This window comes from Haloarcula sp. H-GB5 (genome assembly GCF_054850705.1).
Genome location: NZ_JBTWBG010000001.1, coordinates 158,142 through 177,008, shown reverse-complemented (window position 1 = coordinate 177,008; position 18,867 = coordinate 158,142). Strand labels below are relative to the sequence as shown.

General features: G+C 60.9%; 20 protein-coding genes and 1 tRNA gene. 10 read left to right on the top strand and 11 right to left on the bottom strand.

Annotated features, from left to right (window positions below):
* The first annotated feature begins 142 nt into the window (after window positions 1–142).
* A complete protein-coding gene (locus ACYJ11_RS00945; protein WP_005538283.1) occupies window positions 143–409 on the top strand; it encodes an ATP synthase subunit C in 267 nt (88 codons plus the stop codon).
* Window positions 410–500: 91 nt separating this feature from the next.
* On the opposite strand, the gene ACYJ11_RS00940 is transcribed toward ACYJ11_RS00945, so the two are convergent.
* A complete protein-coding gene (locus tag ACYJ11_RS00940; protein WP_461646413.1) occupies window positions 501–1,661 on the bottom strand; it encodes a pyridoxal phosphate-dependent aminotransferase in 1,161 nt (386 codons plus the stop codon).
* A complete protein-coding gene (ribH, locus tag ACYJ11_RS00935; RefSeq protein WP_461646412.1) occupies window positions 1,658–2,071 on the bottom strand; it encodes a 6,7-dimethyl-8-ribityllumazine synthase in 414 nt (137 codons plus the stop codon). The genes ACYJ11_RS00940 and ribH overlap by 4 nt, the downstream gene beginning before the upstream one ends.
* 152 nt (window positions 2,072–2,223) lie before the next feature.
* Between ribH and ACYJ11_RS00930 the strand changes: the two genes are divergently transcribed.
* From ACYJ11_RS00930 to ACYJ11_RS00920, 3 genes are all read left to right on the top strand, one after another.
* Entirely contained in the window at window positions 2,224–4,197 is a 1,974-nt protein-coding gene (locus ACYJ11_RS00930) for a flippase activity-associated protein Agl23 (protein ID WP_461646411.1), read from the top strand.
* Window positions 4,198–4,222: 25 nt separating this feature from the next.
* Window positions 4,223–5,368, top strand: a complete 1,146-nt coding sequence (locus tag ACYJ11_RS00925) for a 5-(carboxyamino)imidazole ribonucleotide synthase (protein ID WP_461646410.1) — start codon at window positions 4,223–4,225, stop codon at window positions 5,366–5,368.
* 76 nt (window positions 5,369–5,444) lie between these two features.
* On the top strand, window positions 5,445–5,888 hold the full coding sequence (locus tag ACYJ11_RS00920; RefSeq protein WP_461646409.1) for a plastocyanin/azurin family copper-binding protein: 444 nt from the start codon (window positions 5,445–5,447) through the stop codon (window positions 5,886–5,888).
* A gap of 189 nt (window positions 5,889–6,077) precedes the next feature.
* Here the strand turns inward: ACYJ11_RS00920 and ACYJ11_RS00915 are convergent, their stop codons facing one another.
* From ACYJ11_RS00915 to ACYJ11_RS00900, 4 genes are read right to left on the bottom strand one after another with little or no spacing between them, the layout of a single operon-like run.
* Window positions 6,078–6,719: a 30S ribosomal protein S3ae gene (locus ACYJ11_RS00915; protein ID WP_004591699.1), complete on the bottom strand. Its 642-nt coding sequence runs from the start codon at window positions 6,717–6,719 to the stop codon at window positions 6,078–6,080.
* Window positions 6,712–6,942, bottom strand: a complete 231-nt coding sequence (locus ACYJ11_RS00910) for a KEOPS complex subunit Pcc1 (protein ID WP_461646408.1) — start codon at window positions 6,940–6,942, stop codon at window positions 6,712–6,714. Before ACYJ11_RS00910 ends, ACYJ11_RS00915 begins: the two co-directional genes overlap by 8 nt.
* Window positions 6,939–8,054 (bottom strand): hypothetical protein, encoded by a 1,116-nt coding sequence (locus tag ACYJ11_RS00905; RefSeq protein WP_461646407.1) that lies wholly within the window; start codon window positions 8,052–8,054, stop codon window positions 6,939–6,941. The genes ACYJ11_RS00910 and ACYJ11_RS00905 overlap by 4 nt, the downstream gene beginning before the upstream one ends.
* Window positions 8,055–8,525 (bottom strand): 30S ribosomal protein S15, encoded by a 471-nt coding sequence (locus ACYJ11_RS00900; RefSeq protein WP_461646406.1) that lies wholly within the window; start codon window positions 8,523–8,525, stop codon window positions 8,055–8,057. It abuts the gene before it with no gap.
* A 294-nt stretch (window positions 8,526–8,819) separates the two neighbouring features.
* Between ACYJ11_RS00900 and ACYJ11_RS00895 the strand changes: the two genes are divergently transcribed.
* Window positions 8,820–10,586 (top strand): DUF7289 family protein, encoded by a 1,767-nt coding sequence (locus tag ACYJ11_RS00895; RefSeq protein WP_461646405.1) that lies wholly within the window; start codon window positions 8,820–8,822, stop codon window positions 10,584–10,586.
* A gap of 147 nt (window positions 10,587–10,733) precedes the next feature.
* Window positions 10,734–12,458 carry a polymer-forming cytoskeletal protein gene (locus ACYJ11_RS00890; RefSeq protein WP_461646404.1) on the top strand — a complete coding sequence of 575 codons (1,725 nt, stop codon included), beginning with the start codon at window positions 10,734–10,736 and terminating at the stop codon, window positions 12,456–12,458.
* 8 nt (window positions 12,459–12,466) lie between these two features.
* Here the strand turns inward: ACYJ11_RS00890 and ACYJ11_RS00885 are convergent, their stop codons facing one another.
* From ACYJ11_RS00885 to ACYJ11_RS00865, 5 genes are read right to left on the bottom strand one after another with little or no spacing between them, the layout of a single operon-like run.
* Complete coding sequence (locus ACYJ11_RS00885) at window positions 12,467–13,210, bottom strand: DUF7289 family protein (protein ID WP_170095749.1); 744 nt, start codon at window positions 13,208–13,210, stop codon at window positions 12,467–12,469.
* Window positions 13,203–13,637, bottom strand: coding sequence for a DUF7266 family protein (locus ACYJ11_RS00880; protein WP_461646403.1), 435 nt, complete (start codon window positions 13,635–13,637; stop codon window positions 13,203–13,205). The genes ACYJ11_RS00885 and ACYJ11_RS00880 overlap by 8 nt, the downstream gene beginning before the upstream one ends.
* A complete protein-coding gene (locus tag ACYJ11_RS00875) occupies window positions 13,627–14,616 on the bottom strand; it encodes a DUF7261 family protein (protein WP_461646402.1) in 990 nt (329 codons plus the stop codon). Before ACYJ11_RS00875 ends, ACYJ11_RS00880 begins: the two co-directional genes overlap by 11 nt.
* A complete protein-coding gene (locus ACYJ11_RS00870; RefSeq protein ID WP_461646401.1) occupies window positions 14,604–15,191 on the bottom strand; it encodes a DUF7288 family protein in 588 nt (195 codons plus the stop codon). Before ACYJ11_RS00870 ends, ACYJ11_RS00875 begins: the two co-directional genes overlap by 13 nt.
* A gap of 1 nt (window position 15,192) precedes the next feature.
* Window positions 15,193–15,798 (bottom strand): DUF7287 family protein, encoded by a 606-nt coding sequence (locus ACYJ11_RS00865; RefSeq protein WP_461646400.1) that lies wholly within the window; start codon window positions 15,796–15,798, stop codon window positions 15,193–15,195.
* A 211-nt stretch (window positions 15,799–16,009) separates the two neighbouring features.
* On the opposite strand from ACYJ11_RS00865, the gene ACYJ11_RS00860 reads away from it, so the two are divergent.
* The 4 genes from ACYJ11_RS00860 to ACYJ11_RS00845 all read left to right on the top strand — a co-directional run bounded on the left by ACYJ11_RS00860 (window position 16,010) and on the right by ACYJ11_RS00845 (window position 18,344).
* Window positions 16,010–16,081 (top strand) — tRNA-Ala (locus ACYJ11_RS00860).
* 334 nt (window positions 16,082–16,415) lie between these two features.
* Window positions 16,416–16,760, top strand: coding sequence for a hypothetical protein (locus ACYJ11_RS00855; protein ID WP_461646399.1), 345 nt, complete (start codon window positions 16,416–16,418; stop codon window positions 16,758–16,760).
* A 157-nt stretch (window positions 16,761–16,917) separates the two neighbouring features.
* Window positions 16,918–17,937 (top strand): hypothetical protein, encoded by a 1,020-nt coding sequence (locus ACYJ11_RS00850; protein ID WP_461646398.1) that lies wholly within the window; start codon window positions 16,918–16,920, stop codon window positions 17,935–17,937.
* 269 nt (window positions 17,938–18,206) lie between these two features.
* Complete coding sequence (locus ACYJ11_RS00845) at window positions 18,207–18,344, top strand: hypothetical protein (protein WP_461646397.1); 138 nt, start codon at window positions 18,207–18,209, stop codon at window positions 18,342–18,344.
* The last annotated feature ends 523 nt before the right edge of the window (window positions 18,345–18,867 follow it).

Sequence of the window (18,867 nt, the reverse complement as noted above, 5' to 3'; positions counted from 1 at the left end):
CGAAGAATCGAGGGACCGCCATCCGGGAAAACTGTACATCCGTGTTTCTTCACCACCGGTACGCCTAAAAGGCGATCATGAATACCAGAGTCTGGAATGTAGCGGTCAGATGATTGTCCCGCCGCTCGGAGGATAAACTGCCATGCCAGGCACCGTAACCACGGTCATGTTACAGACGGGTGGTCCCGCGATATCCGCCGAGGCAGCCAGCTATCTCGCCGGGGGACTCGCAGCCCTCGCCGTCGGGTTAGCGGCGCTGGGCTCCGGGTTCGCCGAGCGTGGTATCGGCGCTGCGGCCGTCGGGGCCATCGCCGAGGACCCCGATATGTTCGGCCGGGGACTCATCCTCACCGTGCTGCCCGAGACGCTCGTCATCCTCACGCTGGTGACGGTGTTCGTCGTAACGTAGCAAAACAGCCAACCTAAGATCTACCCACTTTTTCAGTGGCTCGGGCGGTTTTGATACTGAACGTCGACGAGGGTAAGACGCGACGGGCCGCTTAGATGAGGTCCGCCTCGGCCAGTCGGTCGACAGCTTCCTGCAGTCGCTCCTTGCTGTTGGCGTAAGAGATGCGGGCGTAGCCGGGCGTCCCGAACGCGGTCCCGGGGACGGTGGCGACCTGGGCCTCCGAGATAGCCTGGTCACACCACTCGGTATCGTCGCCATCCGGCGCGATCTCAGGCATCATGTAGAACGCGCCCTGTGGTTCGGGGACGTGAACGCCGTGGTCCTCGAACAGGCCCATGAGGAACTCGCGGCGCTCCGCGAAGGCCTGGCGCATCTCTTCGACGGCGTCGTCCGTGTTCGTGATGGCCTCGACGCCAGCGTGCTGGACGAAGTTCACGGCACACGAGACCGAGTGGGAGTGGACCTTGCCGGCCTGTGAAACCAGTTCTTCCGGAGCCGCGAAGTACCCCAGCCGCCAGCCGGTCATCGAGTAGGCCTTCGAGAAGCCGTTCAGCGTGATGGTCCGGTCTTCCATGCCTTCGAGCGTGCCAAGCGAGACGGCTTCGACGCCATCGTAGGTAATCTCCTTGTAAATCTCGTCGGAGATCACCGTGATGTCGTGCTCGACGGCGAGGTCGCGGACGCCCTCCATCGCCTCGCGAGAGTACACCGCTCCGTGGGGGTTACCCGGGGAGTTGACGACGAGCAGTTTCGTCTCGTCGGAGACGGCGTCGGCGAGGTCGTCGAGCGCGCCTTCGAGCTGGAAGTCGTGGGCGGCAGTGTCGACGCGGGTCAGCGTCCCGCCGGCGAGTTTCGCCATCGCCTCGTAGGACACCCAGGCCGGGTCGAGCAGGGCGACCTCGTCGCCGTCGTCGATGATGGTCTGGAAGATCTCGTACAGCGCCTGCTTACCGCCCGGCGTGACGATGAGGTTCTCCGGGCCGTACTGGGTGAGGCCGTCGTCGTGAAGCTTGTCGGCGATGGCCTCCTTCAGTTCGGGGATCCCGTTGGAGGACGTGTAGCCGGTGTGGCCGGCGTCGAGTGCGTCCTTGGCGGCGTCTTTGATGTTTTCGGGCGTATCGAAGTCGGGTTCGCCGACGCTGAGGTCGACGACGTCTTTCCCCTCGGCTTCGAGTTCTGCGGCCTTGTTGCTGATCGCGAGGGTCGCGCTCGGTTCTACACGTTCGACGCGGGAAGCGAAGTCCATAGTCATTGTTCGAGTTCGGTGGCGAGTTCGATTGCACTCCGGACGGCCGAGGCCCCCTTGTCGGTTCGGGCCTCGGCCTCGTCTTGGCTCATGCCCGGGCCGATGATGCCCAGCGTGACGGGGGTGTCGCGGTCGAGGGACACGTCGGTCAGCCCCTGCGCGGCGGCGTTGCCGATGACCTGGTCGTGGTCAGTGTCGCCGCTGATGATCGCGCCGAGGACGGCCACAGCGTCGACATCCGACCGGCGCGCGAGCCGGTCGGCGGCCAGCGGCGTGTCGTAGGCCCCTGGGACATCGATCGACGCGACAATCTCGGCGTCGTTGTCGGCAGCAGCCTCGTAAGCCCCGTGCTCCATCTCCTCGATAACGGCCCCGTGTTTGTCGTACTGAGCGACAACCAGCCCGAGCTGCACCATACCTGACTCCCGGGGAGGGGCGACTAAAGAACTACCGTTCCGTGCCTGCGTGGCCGCAGGTCGACTGTGCCGGTATCGGCGATGGGCGGGTAGCTTAAAAACCTGTTATAGAAACCAGAAGGATTCTAATGTCCCATGTGCTTGAGCCAGATATGGCTGAGTCGTCCCTGCTGTCTACCCTCCACGATATCCGGGACCGGAGCCGGTCCTGGTTCGCGGACGACCCCCGCGCTACCGTGAAGGTCGTCGTCGCCGTGACGGTTCTCGGTCTCGTCCTCAGAATCGCGGCTCTCGGGAGCCGCGTCGCCCACTTCGACGAGGGGCGCGTGGCCTACTGGGCGCTACATCTCCGCGATTCCGGGTCGTTCGCCTACCGCTACATCATCCACGGCCCGTTCATCCAGCACGTCGACAGCTGGGTGTTCACCGTCGCCGCGCCGACCGACTTCACGATGCGGCTCCCGGTCGCGATTGTCGGCGGCCTCCTCCCGCTGACGGCGCTGCTCTTTCGCGAACATCTCCGGTCCGACGAGACGGTGTTCATGGCTGTGTTTCTCGCGCTCAACCCGGTCCTGTTGTACTTCTCCCGCTTCATGCGTAGCGACGTGCTGGTCGCGGCGTTCATGTTCACCGCCTTCGGCCTGCTCGTCCGGTTCGTCGACACCCGGAAAGCACGGTATCTCTACGGCGTCGCCGCGTTCATGGCGCTCGGGTTCGCTTCGAAGGAGAACGCCATCGTCTACGTGCTGACGTGGCTCGGCGCGACTGGCCTCCTGCTGGCGAAGGTGCTCGTCCTCCCGAACGGCTACCGCGACGCCGTCGGCTTCCTCCGGACCGTCCCGAGCACCGGTGCAATCTGGGGCCGGCTCCGAGGGCGTTTCTGGGCAGACGTGCATCTGGGCCGCGATATCATCCGCTCGTTCCGTGACCGCCACGATAGCGCCGCCTCCGTCCTCGCAGCATACGCGAGTCATATCGTCCTCGCCGCGCTGGTGTTCGGTCTCGTTTCGCTGTTTTTCTACGCCCCCCGCGGGGCTGGTGTCGCGGGTATCGAATATCCGCCAGCGCCGGCCGCCAGCGGCGACGTGAACTTCTGGTCCGGCGTGACGAACCCGTCGCTGTTCCCCGAACTCGTCCAGACCACCTGGGAGCGCGTCGCTGACCAGTACAGCGAGTGGTTCTCGCCGGCCTCCGAAAAGGCAACGACGACGGATACTGGCCTCGTCGAGTCCATCGGGACGTTTTACGAGAGCGTCGACGGCCACTACGAGGTGCTGTTGAAAGCACTAGGCTACACCGCGGCACCACTGCTCCTGTTCTCGCTGTTCGGGTACGCGCTCGACCGACTCGGAACGGTCAGGCCGCGCCATCTCGTCCCGTTCGCGGCCTACGGTGGCTACGTCTCGATTCTGGGGTACCCCATCGGAACCGACATCGGTGCGCCGTGGCTCGCCGTCCACGTCGTCGTCCCGCTGTCGATCCCGGCCGCCGTCGGACTCGCTGCTGTAATCCGGTGGGGCAACGAATCGCTGTCGACTGACGACGTGACCGGCGCTGCCATCGCCGCCGCCATCGTTCTGCTCGTCACTGCACTCGTCGTCAACACGACCGCAACGCGGGTGTACACGAACGAGCATCTGGAAGGGAATCCGCTGGTCCAGTACGCCCAGCCACAGGAATCGCTCCGTGCGGATCTGGCGGAAATGGACCGGATCGCGACGGCCAACGGAAACGGCACCGATGTCGTCATGTACCACGGAGAACGCGGCGACGCCTACGACGGTGACGACGCGTACGTCAAGGAAGACCGCAGTCAGTGGAACGACTCGTGGTGGAACACCAGACCGGTCTGCCTGCAGTGGCACAACTCGCTGCCGCTGCCGTGGTACTACGCGGCTGACGACGTGAACGTCTCTTGTGAGACCCGCCCCGACATGCTCGCCGAGCAGGCGCAGACGGATCAGCCGCCGATAGTCATCACCCAGCAGATCGACAGCACGGTTCCTGCCGAACAGCTCGAAGCCGCCGGGTACGTGCCCAAGACCCACCGGATGCGAACGAAATACGGCTCGAACGACATGACGGTGTGGGTCCACGAGTCTTACGGCCGAGAACCGAACCGTTAACCCTGCTGCTGTGAAAGCGCGCGGTATGACGCTCACGTCACCAGGGCCGACCGTCGGCGTGGTCGGCGGTGGCCAACTCGGCCGGATGCTGGGCGAGGCGGCTGCGCCGCTCGGCCTCGAACTGCTTGTGACCGACCCGACGCCGGACTGCCCGGCCGCGCCGGTCGTCCGCGACCAGATCGTCGGGGATTTCGACGAGGAGGCGACCCTGCGGGAGCTCGCCGAGCGCGCCGACTACCTCACCTTCGAGATCGAACTGGCCGATCCGGACGTTCTCGAACGGGTCGCCGAGGAGACGGGGACGCCGGTCCATCCCGCTCCCGAGACGCTCCGGACGATTCAGGACAAGCTCGTTCAGAAGCGCCGGCTGTCGGACGCTGGCGTCCCCGTGCCGGCGTTCCGCGCCGTTGACACCGCCGACGACCTCCGCGAGGCCTGCGAGGAACTGGGCTACCCCGCGATGCTCAAGGCCCGGACCGGCGGCTACGATGGCCGCGGGAACATCCGTGTCGAGGGGCCGGAGGCTGTCGAGGACGCTGTCGACGAGATTGCCGGCCCAGCGATGGTTGAGGCGATGGTCGACTTCGAGCGGGAACTGGCGGTCATGGGCTGTCGCGGTGCGGACGAGCGGGACACGTTCCCGGTCACTGAAACCATCCACCGCGAGGAGATCCTCCGGGAGTCCGTCGCGCCGGCCAGAGCGTCACGAGCTGTCCGCGAGCGCGCCCGAGAGGTCGCTCACGACGTGCTCGACGTGATGGACGGCCGCGGCGTGTTCGGCATCGAACTGTTCGAGACGACCGACGGCGAGATACTGCTCAACGAAATCGCGCCCCGACCACACAACTCCGGCCACTGGACTATCGAGGGGTGTCACACCTCGCAGTTCGAGCAACATCTGCGGGCCGTCACTGGCAAACCGCTGGGGTCGACCGACCAGCGGTTCCCGACCGTGTCGACCAACATCCTTGGAGACGTGACCGAGCGCCAGCCGGCGGAGCTACGGGGCGAAGACGGCGTGCTGGAGACGCCACGGGCACACCTGCACTGGTACGGCAAGCGCGAGGTGTACGAACTCCGGAAGATGGGGCACGTAACAGTGACGGCCGACGACCGCGACGGCTTGCTTGACGACGCCCGCGAACTCCGTGACAGCCTGACTTTCGAGTGAGCGACACGGACTGACCACAGAGTTCTCCGCAGTCCGGAACCGAGCGGCCTTTGACTATGCGGTCCTGAGTCGTAGTATGGAGCGACGGGATTTTCTCCGTGCGGCCGGCCCGGCGGCAGTCGCAGGGCTCGCCGGCTGCCTCGGCGGTGGGAGCGCTGACACCGACTACGACGTTGGGATGTCCGCGAAGGCGTACCGCCCGGTTCGCATCGCTGTCGAACCGGGGACGACCGTGCGGTGGCTCAACACGAGCAAACAGGGCCACTCGGTTACGGCCTACGAGGACGAGATCCCCGACGAGGCAGATTACTTCGCCTCCGGCGGCTTCGACACCGAACAGGCGGCCCGGGACAACTGGGGGGGCTCCTCCGGCGGGACGATGTTCGAGGGTGACGATTTCACGCACACTTTCGAGGGGGTTGGCGAGTATCCCTACTTCTGCATCCCGCACGAACGAGCCGGGATGGTCGGGACTGTCGTCGTAACCGAAAATCCCGAAACGACGACGAGCGGCGAGTAGCGGTGCTGTCGGTTTTATCGAGTCTCTTTTCGTCCGCGCTGAGTAGGGCGTCTGCGCGTTGCTTTGCGGTCTCGGTCGCTAACTCCGACCATCAGCAACAGCGTCACTGAATGTGGTCATGTCCGCCGCGTCGCTGTCGCGCTCGGTCTCAGTACGACGGAAAAATTCGAACGTCGATGCTAAACTGCGTTAGGCTTCGACGTCGACGTCTTCCTCGTCCACGTCGACAGCCGTCTCCTCTTCGGCGGCGACTTCTTCGGGCCGCGCTTCGAGCGTGGTCTTCTTGATCTCGACGCGTCGGAGCGGGTAGATGTCCTTGGCCTCGCCGTAGATGGCCGAGGAGAGACGCCCTTCGACGACGCTGTCGACGAGCTCCTCGAAGGTGCGGTCTTTGGCCGTCTCGCGAACGAGGTCGATCATCGTTCGGCGGATGGCCTTCTCCTGGGAGGCGTCGGCCTTCTTCGTCGTCACGGCGACGGGCTGGATCTGGACGCGGTAGTCGTCCGTCGTCAGCACGGTAATGTAGGCCTCGACCTTCGAGGAGCCCCGTCGGACGAGCGAGCGGAGGTAGTCCCGCGTGAGTTCGTGGCGGATGAACTCCGTGTACGCCGTGTCCGAGGCGACCTCGTTGATCTTGAAGGTCAGCTTCGTGTTGTTCTCGCTGGCGTCGTTGGTCAGTTCGCCGAGCGTCGTTTCGATGGTGCGTCCGAGCACCTTGTCCGGTTCGTCTGCCGGTGTCTTACCGAGAACCTCCCGGTCGAACTGCTCGGGAGCCTGCACGGTGTACCACCGTTTCTGTTCTGTGCGCTTGGAAACGCTTCGTTCACTCATGGTTGGATTGTGTGTGTTGGTCTGCGAGCTGTGCTGCAACCCGGATGTTGACGACGTAGTCGTCGACGGTCGCCTGCAGGCCGCCGGTCGAGTCGCGTTCGACGGTCGTGACAACGGCGTCGTCCTCAACGCACGTGGTCATCTCGTCGGTGTTGTCCGGCCGCACCGCGCGTGCGACGCGTTCGGGCGAGTCGTGTGTCGTCCGAATCTCGGCCCGTTTCATACTGCCTCCCGGAACGCTTCGATGAAGTCGGCCGTTGACACGTCGAACCGGGCGCGTGCCCGGTCGCCCACCCCGACGGCGTCGCCGCCGACCGTCTCGGCGGCTGCATGCATCGTCTCGGCCACGTCCCGTCCGTCCGTAGCGCGGGCCGCGGCCCGGTCGTCGGTGACGACGAGCGTCACCGGTTCCGGCGCGCGGTAGTCCGCGAACAAACGGGCGACGGTGCCGGTCGGCATCGCGTCGCCGCGGGCGACGAACAGGCCGTCGTACCGGCCTGTGGTCGCCTCGGACACTGCTTCGTGGACGCGAGCGGCGTGAGTCCGCCACGCGGCCAGCGCGTCCTCGTTGACAGCCTCGTGGCCGAGCGCGAGCGCGACGGCAGTGCCCGGCTGTTCGCGGGCGACGGCGTCGAGCACGTCGGCGTAGCCACCGACTGTCTCGAAGGGGCCGCCCGTCGTCGGGCGGAGCGCGCGTTGGACCGCGTCGGCGGCCCGGGGTGGTGTGTCCGCGGTGACGGCCAGCGCGACCAACGACGCGAGGCGTCGGTGGTCGTCGACTGAGAGATCCGCAGACTGGTGTGCGTCGATGCCCAGGTCGGCGAGCGCGGCCCGCGCTGCTTCGGTGTCGCCCGAGAAGGGCGCGACGAACAGCGTCGAGTGGGCCAGCCCATCTGCGAGGTCCGCTGTCGGCACGGCGACGCCGGGCCGTCGGTCGAACCCCGCCTGCTCGGCGGCTTCGGCGACGGTCCCGTCAACGTTCCCGGCGGCAATCGTGCCAGCCAGGGCGAGCGCGGGGTCGGCCGTGCCGAGTTCGCGGGCGGTCTCGAAGGCAGTCGCGGCGGCGCGGTCGGTCAGCGTCACGTCGGCGGTCGGCTGCGTGCGACCGATTGCGACGGTGATGTCGGTCTCCGTGGTCCGGTCGGGGTCCTCGAACGGGCGGACGACGCTCGCCTGAAACGGCGTGTCATCGAGCGCCCGTGCCAGCAGGCCAGTCGCAGCCAGTGCCTCGCCGGTTGCATCGCTGACGAGGCGCACAAAGGTGGCCTCACGCAGCGATCCAGCGAGGTCACCGGGCGACGTGGCTGGCGTCGGTTCCCGACCGGTCGCCGACATCTATTCGAGACCCAGCGCCTCGACGGCGTTGTCGTAGCTGTAGGTGAAGTCCTCGTCGACTTCGTCACCGCGGTAGTAGTCGATGAGGCGTCGGATCTTCGACTGCGTGTTCTGGAGCGCACGCTTGTTCTGGTAGTCACCGGGGTTCTCGTCCATGTGATCGCGAAGGCGGACGGCCCGTTCGAGCAGGTTCCGAAGGTCCTCCGGCAGATCCGGTTCGGCTTCGTTCTCCTCGAGGATCTCGGTGACTTTCTTGCCGGTCGCGAGCGAGACGTCAGGGATCGGCGTGCCCTGAACGCCCTCGTCGCGCAGCTTCAGGCCGATCTCGCTGGGCGAGTGGCCCTGTTCGGCCAGTTCGACGATGCGCGCTTCGATTGCGTCCTCGTCGACGTCGCTCCACTCCGGGGGTTCGTCTGCCGCCGGTTTGTCCGAGTCGGACGAACCGCGGCGGCGTGTATGCATTCGTGCCATTGTAATCTGGTTGGAACCGCACGAACCGCTCTCGTTACGAGGCGTATTGGCACTGTATAGTGCCGAACACGGCCGCAATCCCGAGCTGTGAAAGTCCACAGCGAGTCAGATTTGCGGTCGTGCTGTTCCCATCTCCCTGTCTGAGAGGGCGCGACTAAACCGTTCCGCTTCCCGGCCGCGTCTCGAAGCGGCGACATCGTCGTGGAATCCGTTCCACAGCCGAACCGCTTCGAAGTATTACAATTGATAACCTGCCCATCTCTTTTAAGTTATTTGTCCGGATAGGTGCGTAGTATGGATAGCGCTGGGTGGAGACTCGGAAGTCGTGGACAAAGTGCTCCGCTCGGGCTAGCGCTGGTTTTTGCGGTGATGATTATATCGACGACGGCGGTCGTTGCGCTGGGTGCTGACGCAATTACAAGCACGCAGACGCAACTCGACGCGGAACGGACCGAGAAGTCGCTGACGGAACTCAATTCCAAAACCGCGCTCGTGGCACTGGGACAGACAGACGTGCAACAGGTTTCTCTTCCCGCGAGCAGTTCGAGTACCTATCGTATTGACGAGGATGCCGGGTGGATGAACGTCTCCTACCGGAATACAACGTCCGAGAATCGGACGACTGTGTTCAACGAATCGATGGGTGAGGTGGCGTATCACGGCAGTGATGAAACGCGACTCGCGTATCAGGGCGGCGGCGTCTGGCGGGCCAACGGCGATGGAACGTCGGTGATGGTATCCCCACCGGAGTTCCACTATCGGGACGCGACGCTAACGCTGCCACTCGTAACGGTGAGTGGGTCCGGCGCAATCAGAGACAGCGCGTCGATCTCCCACAACCGAACGACGTCGCACTTTCCAAACAGCACGCGCAACGCGAACTTTACGAACCCGCTCGAAGACGGGAAAGTCAACGTTACCGTCCAGAGCGAGTACTACCGCGCGTGGGGAGGATACTTCGAGGAGCGAACGGACGGTGAGGTGACGTACCATCCCGATAGCAATCGTGTTTCGATCATTCTCAAGGTCCCCGCAGGGCCGCGAAAAGTTCGGAACGCCGTCGCCGCGACGAGCGACTCCGGTTCGATCAAACTGAGCGGGAACGACGCATTTACCGACAGCTATACTTCGGCGGATGGGGACGGGTACGACGCCTCCGAGGCTGGTGATGGCGGCAATCTCACGACGGCAGGTGATGTCATCGTCACTGGGGGTGCGGAACTGAACGGAAACATCACCTCAGGCGGGCGCGTCGAATTCAGTAGTAACTCGATGGCGTTCAACGGCGACCGGGTAGAATGGGCGGACGCGTTCGACGACAAACACGGCGCGTGTACAGGGTCCTGTTCCGACGAACAGATCAGTTCGTTCAGCGAGACTACCAACATCAACTCTCACGTCGACACACAGGTCGACGACCTCTCGTCGTCGAACGATAACGCGGGAACGATAGCCGACGACGGCGTCATCGACGGTACGGAGGGGACGACGACGCTGTCTGCCGGCAGGTATCACGTCGACAAAATCGACTTGAGCAACGACGTTGAGTTCGACACGACTGGTGGAAACGTAATCATTGGCGTCGAGAACTACGTGAGTCTCAATACCGGGAACGACATCGCGGTGTCCGGCCCGAATCAGGTCAAGATATACATAAAAGGCGAATCGCCCGCGTCTGGCGGGAGTGCCGACGGCTATCACTTCTTCACACGGGCGAGTGAGATCAGGACAACCGGTGCGGTCAGTGAGCGGTCGACACAGGTGTGGATCTACGGGAAAGATAACCTTCAGGCTCGGATGGAGAAGAAAGGATCAGACAAGTCCAGAGTCACTGGTGTCATCTACGCGCCGGGTGGAGAGTCCGGAACGAGCAGGTTCGAGATATGGAAGAGCGACCTCTACGGTGGTGCGGTCACCAGCCAGGTCAAACTGAAAAAAGGTGGACGAGTCCACTTCGACCAGGCACTCAGACAAGAGCGCACACTCCCCAGAGACACGAGCGTGGTCGCGATCACCTACCTCCACATCTCGACGAACGACGTCAATATTACATCGAACTGATAGCGGACACACCCACTTCACCACTATCAAAAGTAATAGCAATTGACGTCGATCGGTTCCTGCTGTGGCCGGCATAAACAGCCACTGGTGGCGGCTGTTCAGAATTCGGCCAGCAATCTTATCAACCGTGATAACTACAGTCGGATAATGCACTTCCCCTGGGGTCAGGAACGCGCCCAATCAGCTCCGCTCGGGCTGCTACTGGTCCTCAGTCTCGTCATCGTCGGGTCCGGCGTCGTTGTCAGCCTAGGAGCGACGGCGCTAGTCGATACTGAGGCTGGGCTCGATGTCTCGCGGGCGGAGACGGGGATGACTCAGCTGGACTCACAGGCGGCGCTGGTGGCGCTTGGGAACGCTGACAGCCAGCAGGTATCACTCGTCGGGACAGACCAATCCACGTACCGAATCGACGACACTGCGGGTCGGATGACGGTCAATATCACCAACCACTCCGCTTCGCCCTCGACGACAAGGACGCTGATGGATGAGCGACTCGGCGCGGTTGTTTACGAAAACGGGAATCAGAAAGTCGCCTATCAGGGAGGCGGGGTATGGCGGCGCTCCGGCAGTGGCAGTGTCATGGTTTCACCGCCGGAGTTCTACTACCGCGACGCGACGCTGACGCTCCCGCTCATCACCGTCCGCGGTGACCACTCGCTTGGCTCACGGGCAAGCATTACCAAGGACAGCACGACGCAGGTGTATCCCGACCAGGCAGCCGGGAACGTCAATCCGCTGGATACGGGGACGGTCAATATCACCGTCGAGAGCGAATACTACCGGTCCTGGGGGCGCTACTTCGAAGAACGAACTGACGGTGACGCGTACTACGACCACAAAAACGACAGCGTAACCACGACGCTAGTCGTGCCGACGGGGCCGCGGGAAGTGACGAGTGCCGTCGCGGCCACGTCCGCGGGCGGACAGATTACGCTCTCCGGTAGTGGCACTGATCCCGCACGAACGGACAGCTACAACTCGTCTGTCGGCGATTACTCGACCTCACGGGGATCGTTCGGGACAATCACCACAGCCGGTGACGTGTACGTGAAAGGGAACAGCGAGGTGGACGGCACTGTTCGGTCCGGTGACCGGGTCGAAGTCAAAGGTAGCGGCGTCGTCACCCGTGACGTGGAATACTCAAGCACGAAGCACATCAAAGGCACTGTCAATGGCGATGTCAGCCAGATCTCGGGCGTCGAGGGGGCCGGCGCCATCGACGGCCTGGTGAATCGGCGAGTCGCCAATGCAAGCGATACCAATGACAACGGTGCGACCGGTAGCATTTCGGGCAACCAGCTTGTCACTGGCGACCAGACGTTGGACGCGGGCACATACTATCTTGAAGATCTGACGCTGGACGGCGAGACGCTGACGATCAATACGGGTGGTGACGACGTGACCATCGCCGTCCGGGACTACGTCTACATCGAGAACAACGGACGGATCAAAGTTAACGGTGACGGGAAAGTCCGCCTTTACGTCAAAGGCAAAGCCACGTCCGCCACCGGCCACCACTTCCACATCTATCGTACCGGGGACGTCGACGTTGATACCGCGCAGAACTCGACACAGTTCTGGGTGTACGGCAAGTCGGACTTCGACGCCGTCATTGAGGGGGACACTGATACTCCGCAGTTCGAGGGCGTCATTTACGCACCTGCCGGCGGCGTCGGCGCCAGCACTGTCCTACTCAAGAAGGCGGAACTGTACGGCGGCCTCGTCGCTGGGTCCGTCACGGTCGATAACGGCGGGCTGGTCCATTACGACCGGGCGCTCAGAAACGAGCGAGCCGTCCCGAAGAACACGAACATCATCCGGCTGACGTACCTCCACGTCTCGAAGAACCGAATCAACGTAACCAGCGGGTAGTCGACCGGTTACTGGTCGATTTCGACCGCGATGTCGTGGTAGACAACGTACGTCCGGTCGATCCCCCCGGCGGGAGCAGTAAAGTTACACCAGCCGTTGGCCGCGCACGTGAACCCTTCACTCTCGAAGTACGACTGCCAGAGCTCCTCGCGTCGTGGATCGGAGTCGACACTGACGTTGACATGTTCGATGTTGCCACCGGTATCAGCGAACGAGACGTTGCTGTTCCGGTGGCTTGTCCGGACGAGCACCGTCGACCCACCCAGACTCTGCTGGCCACTGGCGGTCGTGCCGACCACGGTGATGAGTACGCGGTCATCTGAGACGAGTATCGGCGGCGTTCGCTTTTGGACCCCACCGTCCCGGTTCGTCCGATACACTGCCCCGGCCTCGTAGACGAGCTCTCGCTCCTGATTGCCGGCGTAGATGATTGGTCGTATCTCCCAGGTCCCGACGTCTTTGGGAGCGGTCCCGTCGTGGACCTGTACCGATATCGTCGTGTTTTCGCCTGTCCTGAGCGATGCCTCGCCGAGGCTGACCTCTGTGGCACGGCTCGGTGCACCCTGCTTGTGGAGGTCCGCGATGTTGTCCGAGAGCACATCGAATGCCCGCTCAGCGTTCTCCATCTGCTCCGCGTCCCGAGCGTTCTGTAACGCCCCCAGGCCGCTCACTGAGACGAGTATGATCGACGCGACGATGAGGCTGAACACCAGGGCAAAGCTCAGTACTTCACTTACGGCGCGATCAGCCATTTTGGACCTCCAGTCGGTCGTCGTAGAAGACGGTTATCACACCGCCGCCGGCGGTAGAGTCCCTCAGGTCTGTCCGGGTTTTGAGTGAAATAGTCACAGACACCTCCGGCGATGTCGATTCGAGCGTGAGTTCATCGGCGGTGGAGTCAATCGAGACCCGGTAGCCGGACCCACTCACCCGCGCCGGGAACGTGTGGTTCAGTCGCACAGTTGGGTCGTTGTCGGCAGCGACCACCAGCCGATCAACACGAGCGATGTCAGAGGCCACCTGCTGTCCGATGACTTCGAGTTCATCCCTGATGACCTGTTCCTGCCGATTTTCGACGAAGTTGCCGCCGGCAATGAGGAGGCCAGACACCAGAATCGAGGCGATTGCCAGACTCAGCGTGTAGCTCAGCGTCGTCGAGACGGCGCGGTTACGACGCATCTGGCTCACCCGGGGCCACCCGTATCTTTGCCTCGTACCGTAAATTAGAGGTGTCGTAGCGGTAGCGGACAGTCGCGTTATAGATCGCGATAGTGCTGAGCGGCGATTTGGGCGCTGTATCGAGCGGGTTTGCTGGCCTGCTACCGCGAACGACCATCGAGTAATTCCCCTTGATCTGGTCGCCCCGCTTGTAGGTAATGTTGTACTCGTCGCCGACGCCGTGAGCGAACCGCCCATCGAAATCCCCACCCTGGAGCGCGAGACACGGTTCGCCCTGGACCGTCCCGCCGGTCACGTCGATATGGGCATATGGCTCCTCGATAGAGACGCCACACGCCTGCGTACTTGGCGTACCCGCTGGCCTTTCGACTGACACGTTGACCGTCCCGCTGGGTCCGACACTGCCCCAGATACGCATCTTCCATTTCGAGTTGCTACCGGTCCCATTCGCGGTGACGACGAACTTGCTTCCCGAACTGGGGAGCTCTGTTGCGTTGATGACGAACCGTCTGGTCGCGTTCGTTCCGTCACTTGGGCGCTTGATCCGCTCTCCGACCGTCCAATCGGTGCTTGGTGTCGCTTCGCTGGAGTTGAACACCGACGTATCGTTCTGGGCGATCCGCGTGCCGTAGGTCGGCGAGTCGGCGAGTGTGACGTTTACCAGTGTCCCGCTCGTGACCCGCTGGCGCTCCGTCTGTGTACTGACGGTCCGGATGCTCTCACGCGTACCGGTTTTGAGTGTTGTTTGGTTCGAGTGGTTGTACCTGTTGGCTGCGGTGATTCCCTGTCCGACATTCGACTCTACCATCGCCCGCATCTCCAGTGCGTCGTTGCTCCCGGCAACCTCGCCCCGGCTCGCGAGGTTCTGCGTGTAAATCGCGGAGTTGACGACCAGCGCAAGGCCGATGAACGTCACTGCAAGCGCTAACGCGGCGATGAGGATTATCTGTCCGCCTTCGTCGTCGTTCAGATGCGCCACGCGACCACCTCCACGCTGACCGTGTTGTAGACGTTCTTTCCGGTGTCCGAAACCGTATAATCGGTCGCCGGATCACCGAGCCGCGTGCTGTTGCGCGTCCCGTCTGCATCACGCAGGTGATCGTCGTCCATGAGTGTGATTGTGTGGCTCGCACGCACCGCGTTGTCGCTCGGTTCCCCGCTGTAGACGTAGCGGGTCGTGACGGTTTTTTCCTGCGTGTTCTGGAACCTGAAATAGACGTTGTACGCGATGCCCCGTTGGTCAAACGCGCGTTCTAACAGCTCTCCGAACCGATTGTCCGGCGGCCCGTTCGTGTAGTACTCCCGGCCACCGGCCGTGTTGTGGAACTGCGCCGTGCTGTTGTCCCAGTAGAGCACAGCCGGCTTTAGCGCGTCCTCTGCCGCCGCCGAGGCAAGCACTCCATGGCCGATTGCCTGCTGTTGGTTCTCGATGTGCTGACTCGACGTACTCGCCGACAGCGGTGTCACCGCTGTCATCTGCAGCGCGAACACCAGGCTTGCCAGTAACAGCATTCCACTGACGATGGCTTCGAGCGTGTGTGCTTGCGCGCGCATGCTACCACATCACCACGCGGACTGTGACATCCTGCCCGTTCAGCGAGACCACTCGCAACGCAGTGACCGACGCGTCGTTGTTTGTCGGCGGGTTCCCGCCGGTCGTGAGTATCGTCCCACAGCCGGTCCCGGCTTCGACGAGTTCCTCGCTTGCTCCATCCCAGCAGAGCGTTTCATCGGCGGCTGCTGTTGTCGTCGCGTTCCCTCTGATTGTGACGTTCACATTCTCCAGAGCCGGGTCGAGGCCGACCCGCTCCTCCACACTTCCGCCGGAGTCGTAGCCACACCCTGACGGTGGTGCGTTCCCAGCGAAGAACTCCTGCGTACAGTGCTCGTCCAAGACATACGGTTGCTGTGGCGAACCGAGCATCCCCATTGTGAGCCCGTCAGCTACTCTATCAGTCGTAACTGTCTCCTCTTGGATCCCCGCAGAAAACGGCGACAACAGCCCCGGAATGAACAGGAAAATGAATATCAGAACGCTCAGAAAGAGGCTCATACCGATTGCGAAGTCCAGCGTCGTCTGCCCCCGCTGGTGCCCTCCGATCAAGAGTGACGGGCCGACACGCCGGTTGGTAGACTGCGTCTCGTTTCTCCTACGGTTCATAAGCCTGAATCACTGAACTGAGATTACTGTAGGGATGGTATCAGGCGTTATAACCATTGTGGCCGTATTGTAACTCCGATTACCAAATTTGCAAGCGCTCTGGGAGGCGGATACATTATCGGGTTGAATCGAGACCGTGGGGCCGGTTCTCTATGTCCCCGTGCTTCGATGGGTTTAAGCAATCCCATCGGGAAGCAATCAGTGCACGCAAGGGCTCGTAGATCAGGGGTAGATCACTCCCTTGGCATGGGAGAGGCCCCGGGTTCAAATCCCGGCGAGTCCATCCTAATTTTACCGTCGTAAACAAGGAATTTATATCACGGCGAGAGCGCCGCTTCTCCCTGTTTTCGGCACAATCGGGGTTCGAAGACCGTCCCCAGAGAAAGAGAGTTCATTGGACATCCGGATGCAGCCCTCGCAGTCATGCGCTTGTTCCGAGGGAGTCTGTTTCTCTAACACTTCTTGGAGATGGTCGGCGTGCCTCCTGACCGCAACCACGCTCAGCCTACCGACTGACCGTTCGCTCGTGATGAGTTCGTCCGTGCGTCTCGCCTCTTGGAAGCGACCGACGACGATGTTCAGCGAGCTACCGAGCGCATTGAGGGCGGTGGTCAGCAGTGACGGACTGGTTGAACTACGCCCAGTACCGCTGTCCACTCTGTCAGGACAACTGCATCAACAGGGCCGATCATCCAGCGGCGGAGGCCAATCGCTGTAAGCAGTGCTACAGTGTCCCCTCAGCAGACCTGCCGAGCATCGCAACCCTGTACGTCAACGGCGAGCAGATCGACCTGTCGGAGATTGGTGGCGGTGGCAGTGGCAGCTACTCGCCGCCGACCCAGCAGTCCCAGCCGACGACGACACAGCGGCCAGCGACAAGCGGCGAAAATAGAGGTAATTCCATGCTCATCCTCCTCATTGCGGCATTTACAGCGACGGCAGCTTATTTCAGCCAGCAATGAGCTTCCCGCATCACACCGTGCTGGATTAAGTCCACTTTTTGAACATAGCAGATTAATCTATCAATATATTAGATAATAAAAAAAATATCCCAGCAACTATCGGTACTATTAAATTGGGTTTAGGAGCCTAATGATGTAGATGTTGTCAAGAGACAGAGTGCAAGAGTCGCTCGCTCTCTTTGTAATTATATCGGGTCTCTTTACTTGGGCTTTCAGATTAGCACAAAGCCCGTTACCCGAACTCACAGGCGATCCACATAATATCATGCAACGATCAATGACCGTAGCACAAACGGGTAACATTTTTGCGACTGTTGACCCGCCATTCCGTTATATTCCTGTAGCTACGCTTTTCGAGTTGTTTGGTGTAACCACTGTTGGCGATCAAGCTGCATATATAACGCATTTGTATTCGACGACGAGCACATATGTCATCATACCAATATCACTCTATTTGCTCGTCCGATTAACCGTTGGCAGGAAGACAGCATTGCTCACGCTGCTTGGTGTCGTGTCGTGGCGTGTTTTCGGTATCGGCCTCAATGCCTACGTAGATGGATATTGGATGTATGATTACACAATTCCGCTGATTTTTCTGACTATTTATCTTGGCCACAAATGTGTCTCTGAGCAGTCGCCGCGGTCCTCAGTCAAACTCGCTGTTGGAACGGGTATTGGCATTGGAAGTGTTGGATTAAATGAATATATTTTGGGAGCTTATACTGCTGCAATCATCACGGTCTTGTTCATATACCATCAGAAATATTTGGAGTTGGCAACATCAGGAATTGTCGGCTCGTTGATGGCATCCTCTCTTATTTTCATGACAGATTATGCTAAAGAATTTATACTTTCTTCGGGAGGTAATAGGTTAGAATTGCTTCCAGTGTCTTTGGTGGTGCCTAATGCAATTTCTATCTTGACCACACCAGCCTACCTATTTCCGGTATTCCTCGCTTTCCTCGCTGTTTTGCTGTATTACTGGAATCAGTCGACACCGACCGATACAAACGTGTTGGTCATTTCGTGCAGTGTTCTGGCGGTTGCATGGCTGTCACGATTTATTCTTGCCACAGGCTGGTTCGCGTTATTGGCGCAGTACACCGGACAATACCTTGTCTTGGCGCTTCTAATGCATCAAATGGTAAAAAGCGCAGAGTTATTTAATATTATTTAGAAGTTCTTCTCAGTGGAAGTCAGGTCAGCCCTCCACCAGTGAAATTGATCCCGTGACTGCTTAGTTGGAACAAACCAACAACTTTCACGCTTCTATAGAGATAAATCGTGTATTCTAGTGCATCCGTGTCCGGTTCTCACCCAAGAGTCGGACAGGAGTGTCCTCACGACGAGGACCCAAAAACTTGCGACTACATGAAGGCGAGACGCGCCAGCGAGTGCCCGAGTTCGCACTCGCCTCATGGGATTCGGCGTGGAGCACTCACCCGGATGCTGCGACAGGGGACACCCGAGGAAGTTGTCGGTGACCAGAGCAACGTCTCGCGGGACGTGCTGGAACAGCACTACGACCGACGCACTGAGCGAGAACGAATGGAACTGCGGCGCGACCTACTGGAGGACATATGACACCACCAACTCACCCACCAAGAGAGCGACAGAATCGATAAACGAACCGCCGGACTGCGGGCCGATCAGGATGCCCGTATCCCGGCGAGTCCATCCTCGTTTTACCGCCACAATTGAAGAATCCCCCAACACTGTTAGACGGGCTAGCGATGAAGCCCGGTAGCTTTTATTATACCCCAGATAATTGAAGTTGCAACCACATTCAATAACGATCTAAGAATCCATTCAAATATTAATAAGAGCGGGCCAATACTTGCGCGTTCTCCACAGGCTCATTCGAACTGATTTCAGGCGTGCTTCGTAGGTCGCTCCTAATCCTCCAGATGCAAACAGTCAGGAAGTCAAATCCAACTGCTGTTTGTTTGCTGTTAACATGAAACGGATCCCTACTGTCATATAGAAGGTGGCACAAACAGTAATACATTATCCTGATTGATCATCGAAGCGTTGGTGAACACAATACAGACGTAACGGAACCAATCGTCTACAGTGGGAGTCGTGCTGGTTTGGGACTAAGTAGATG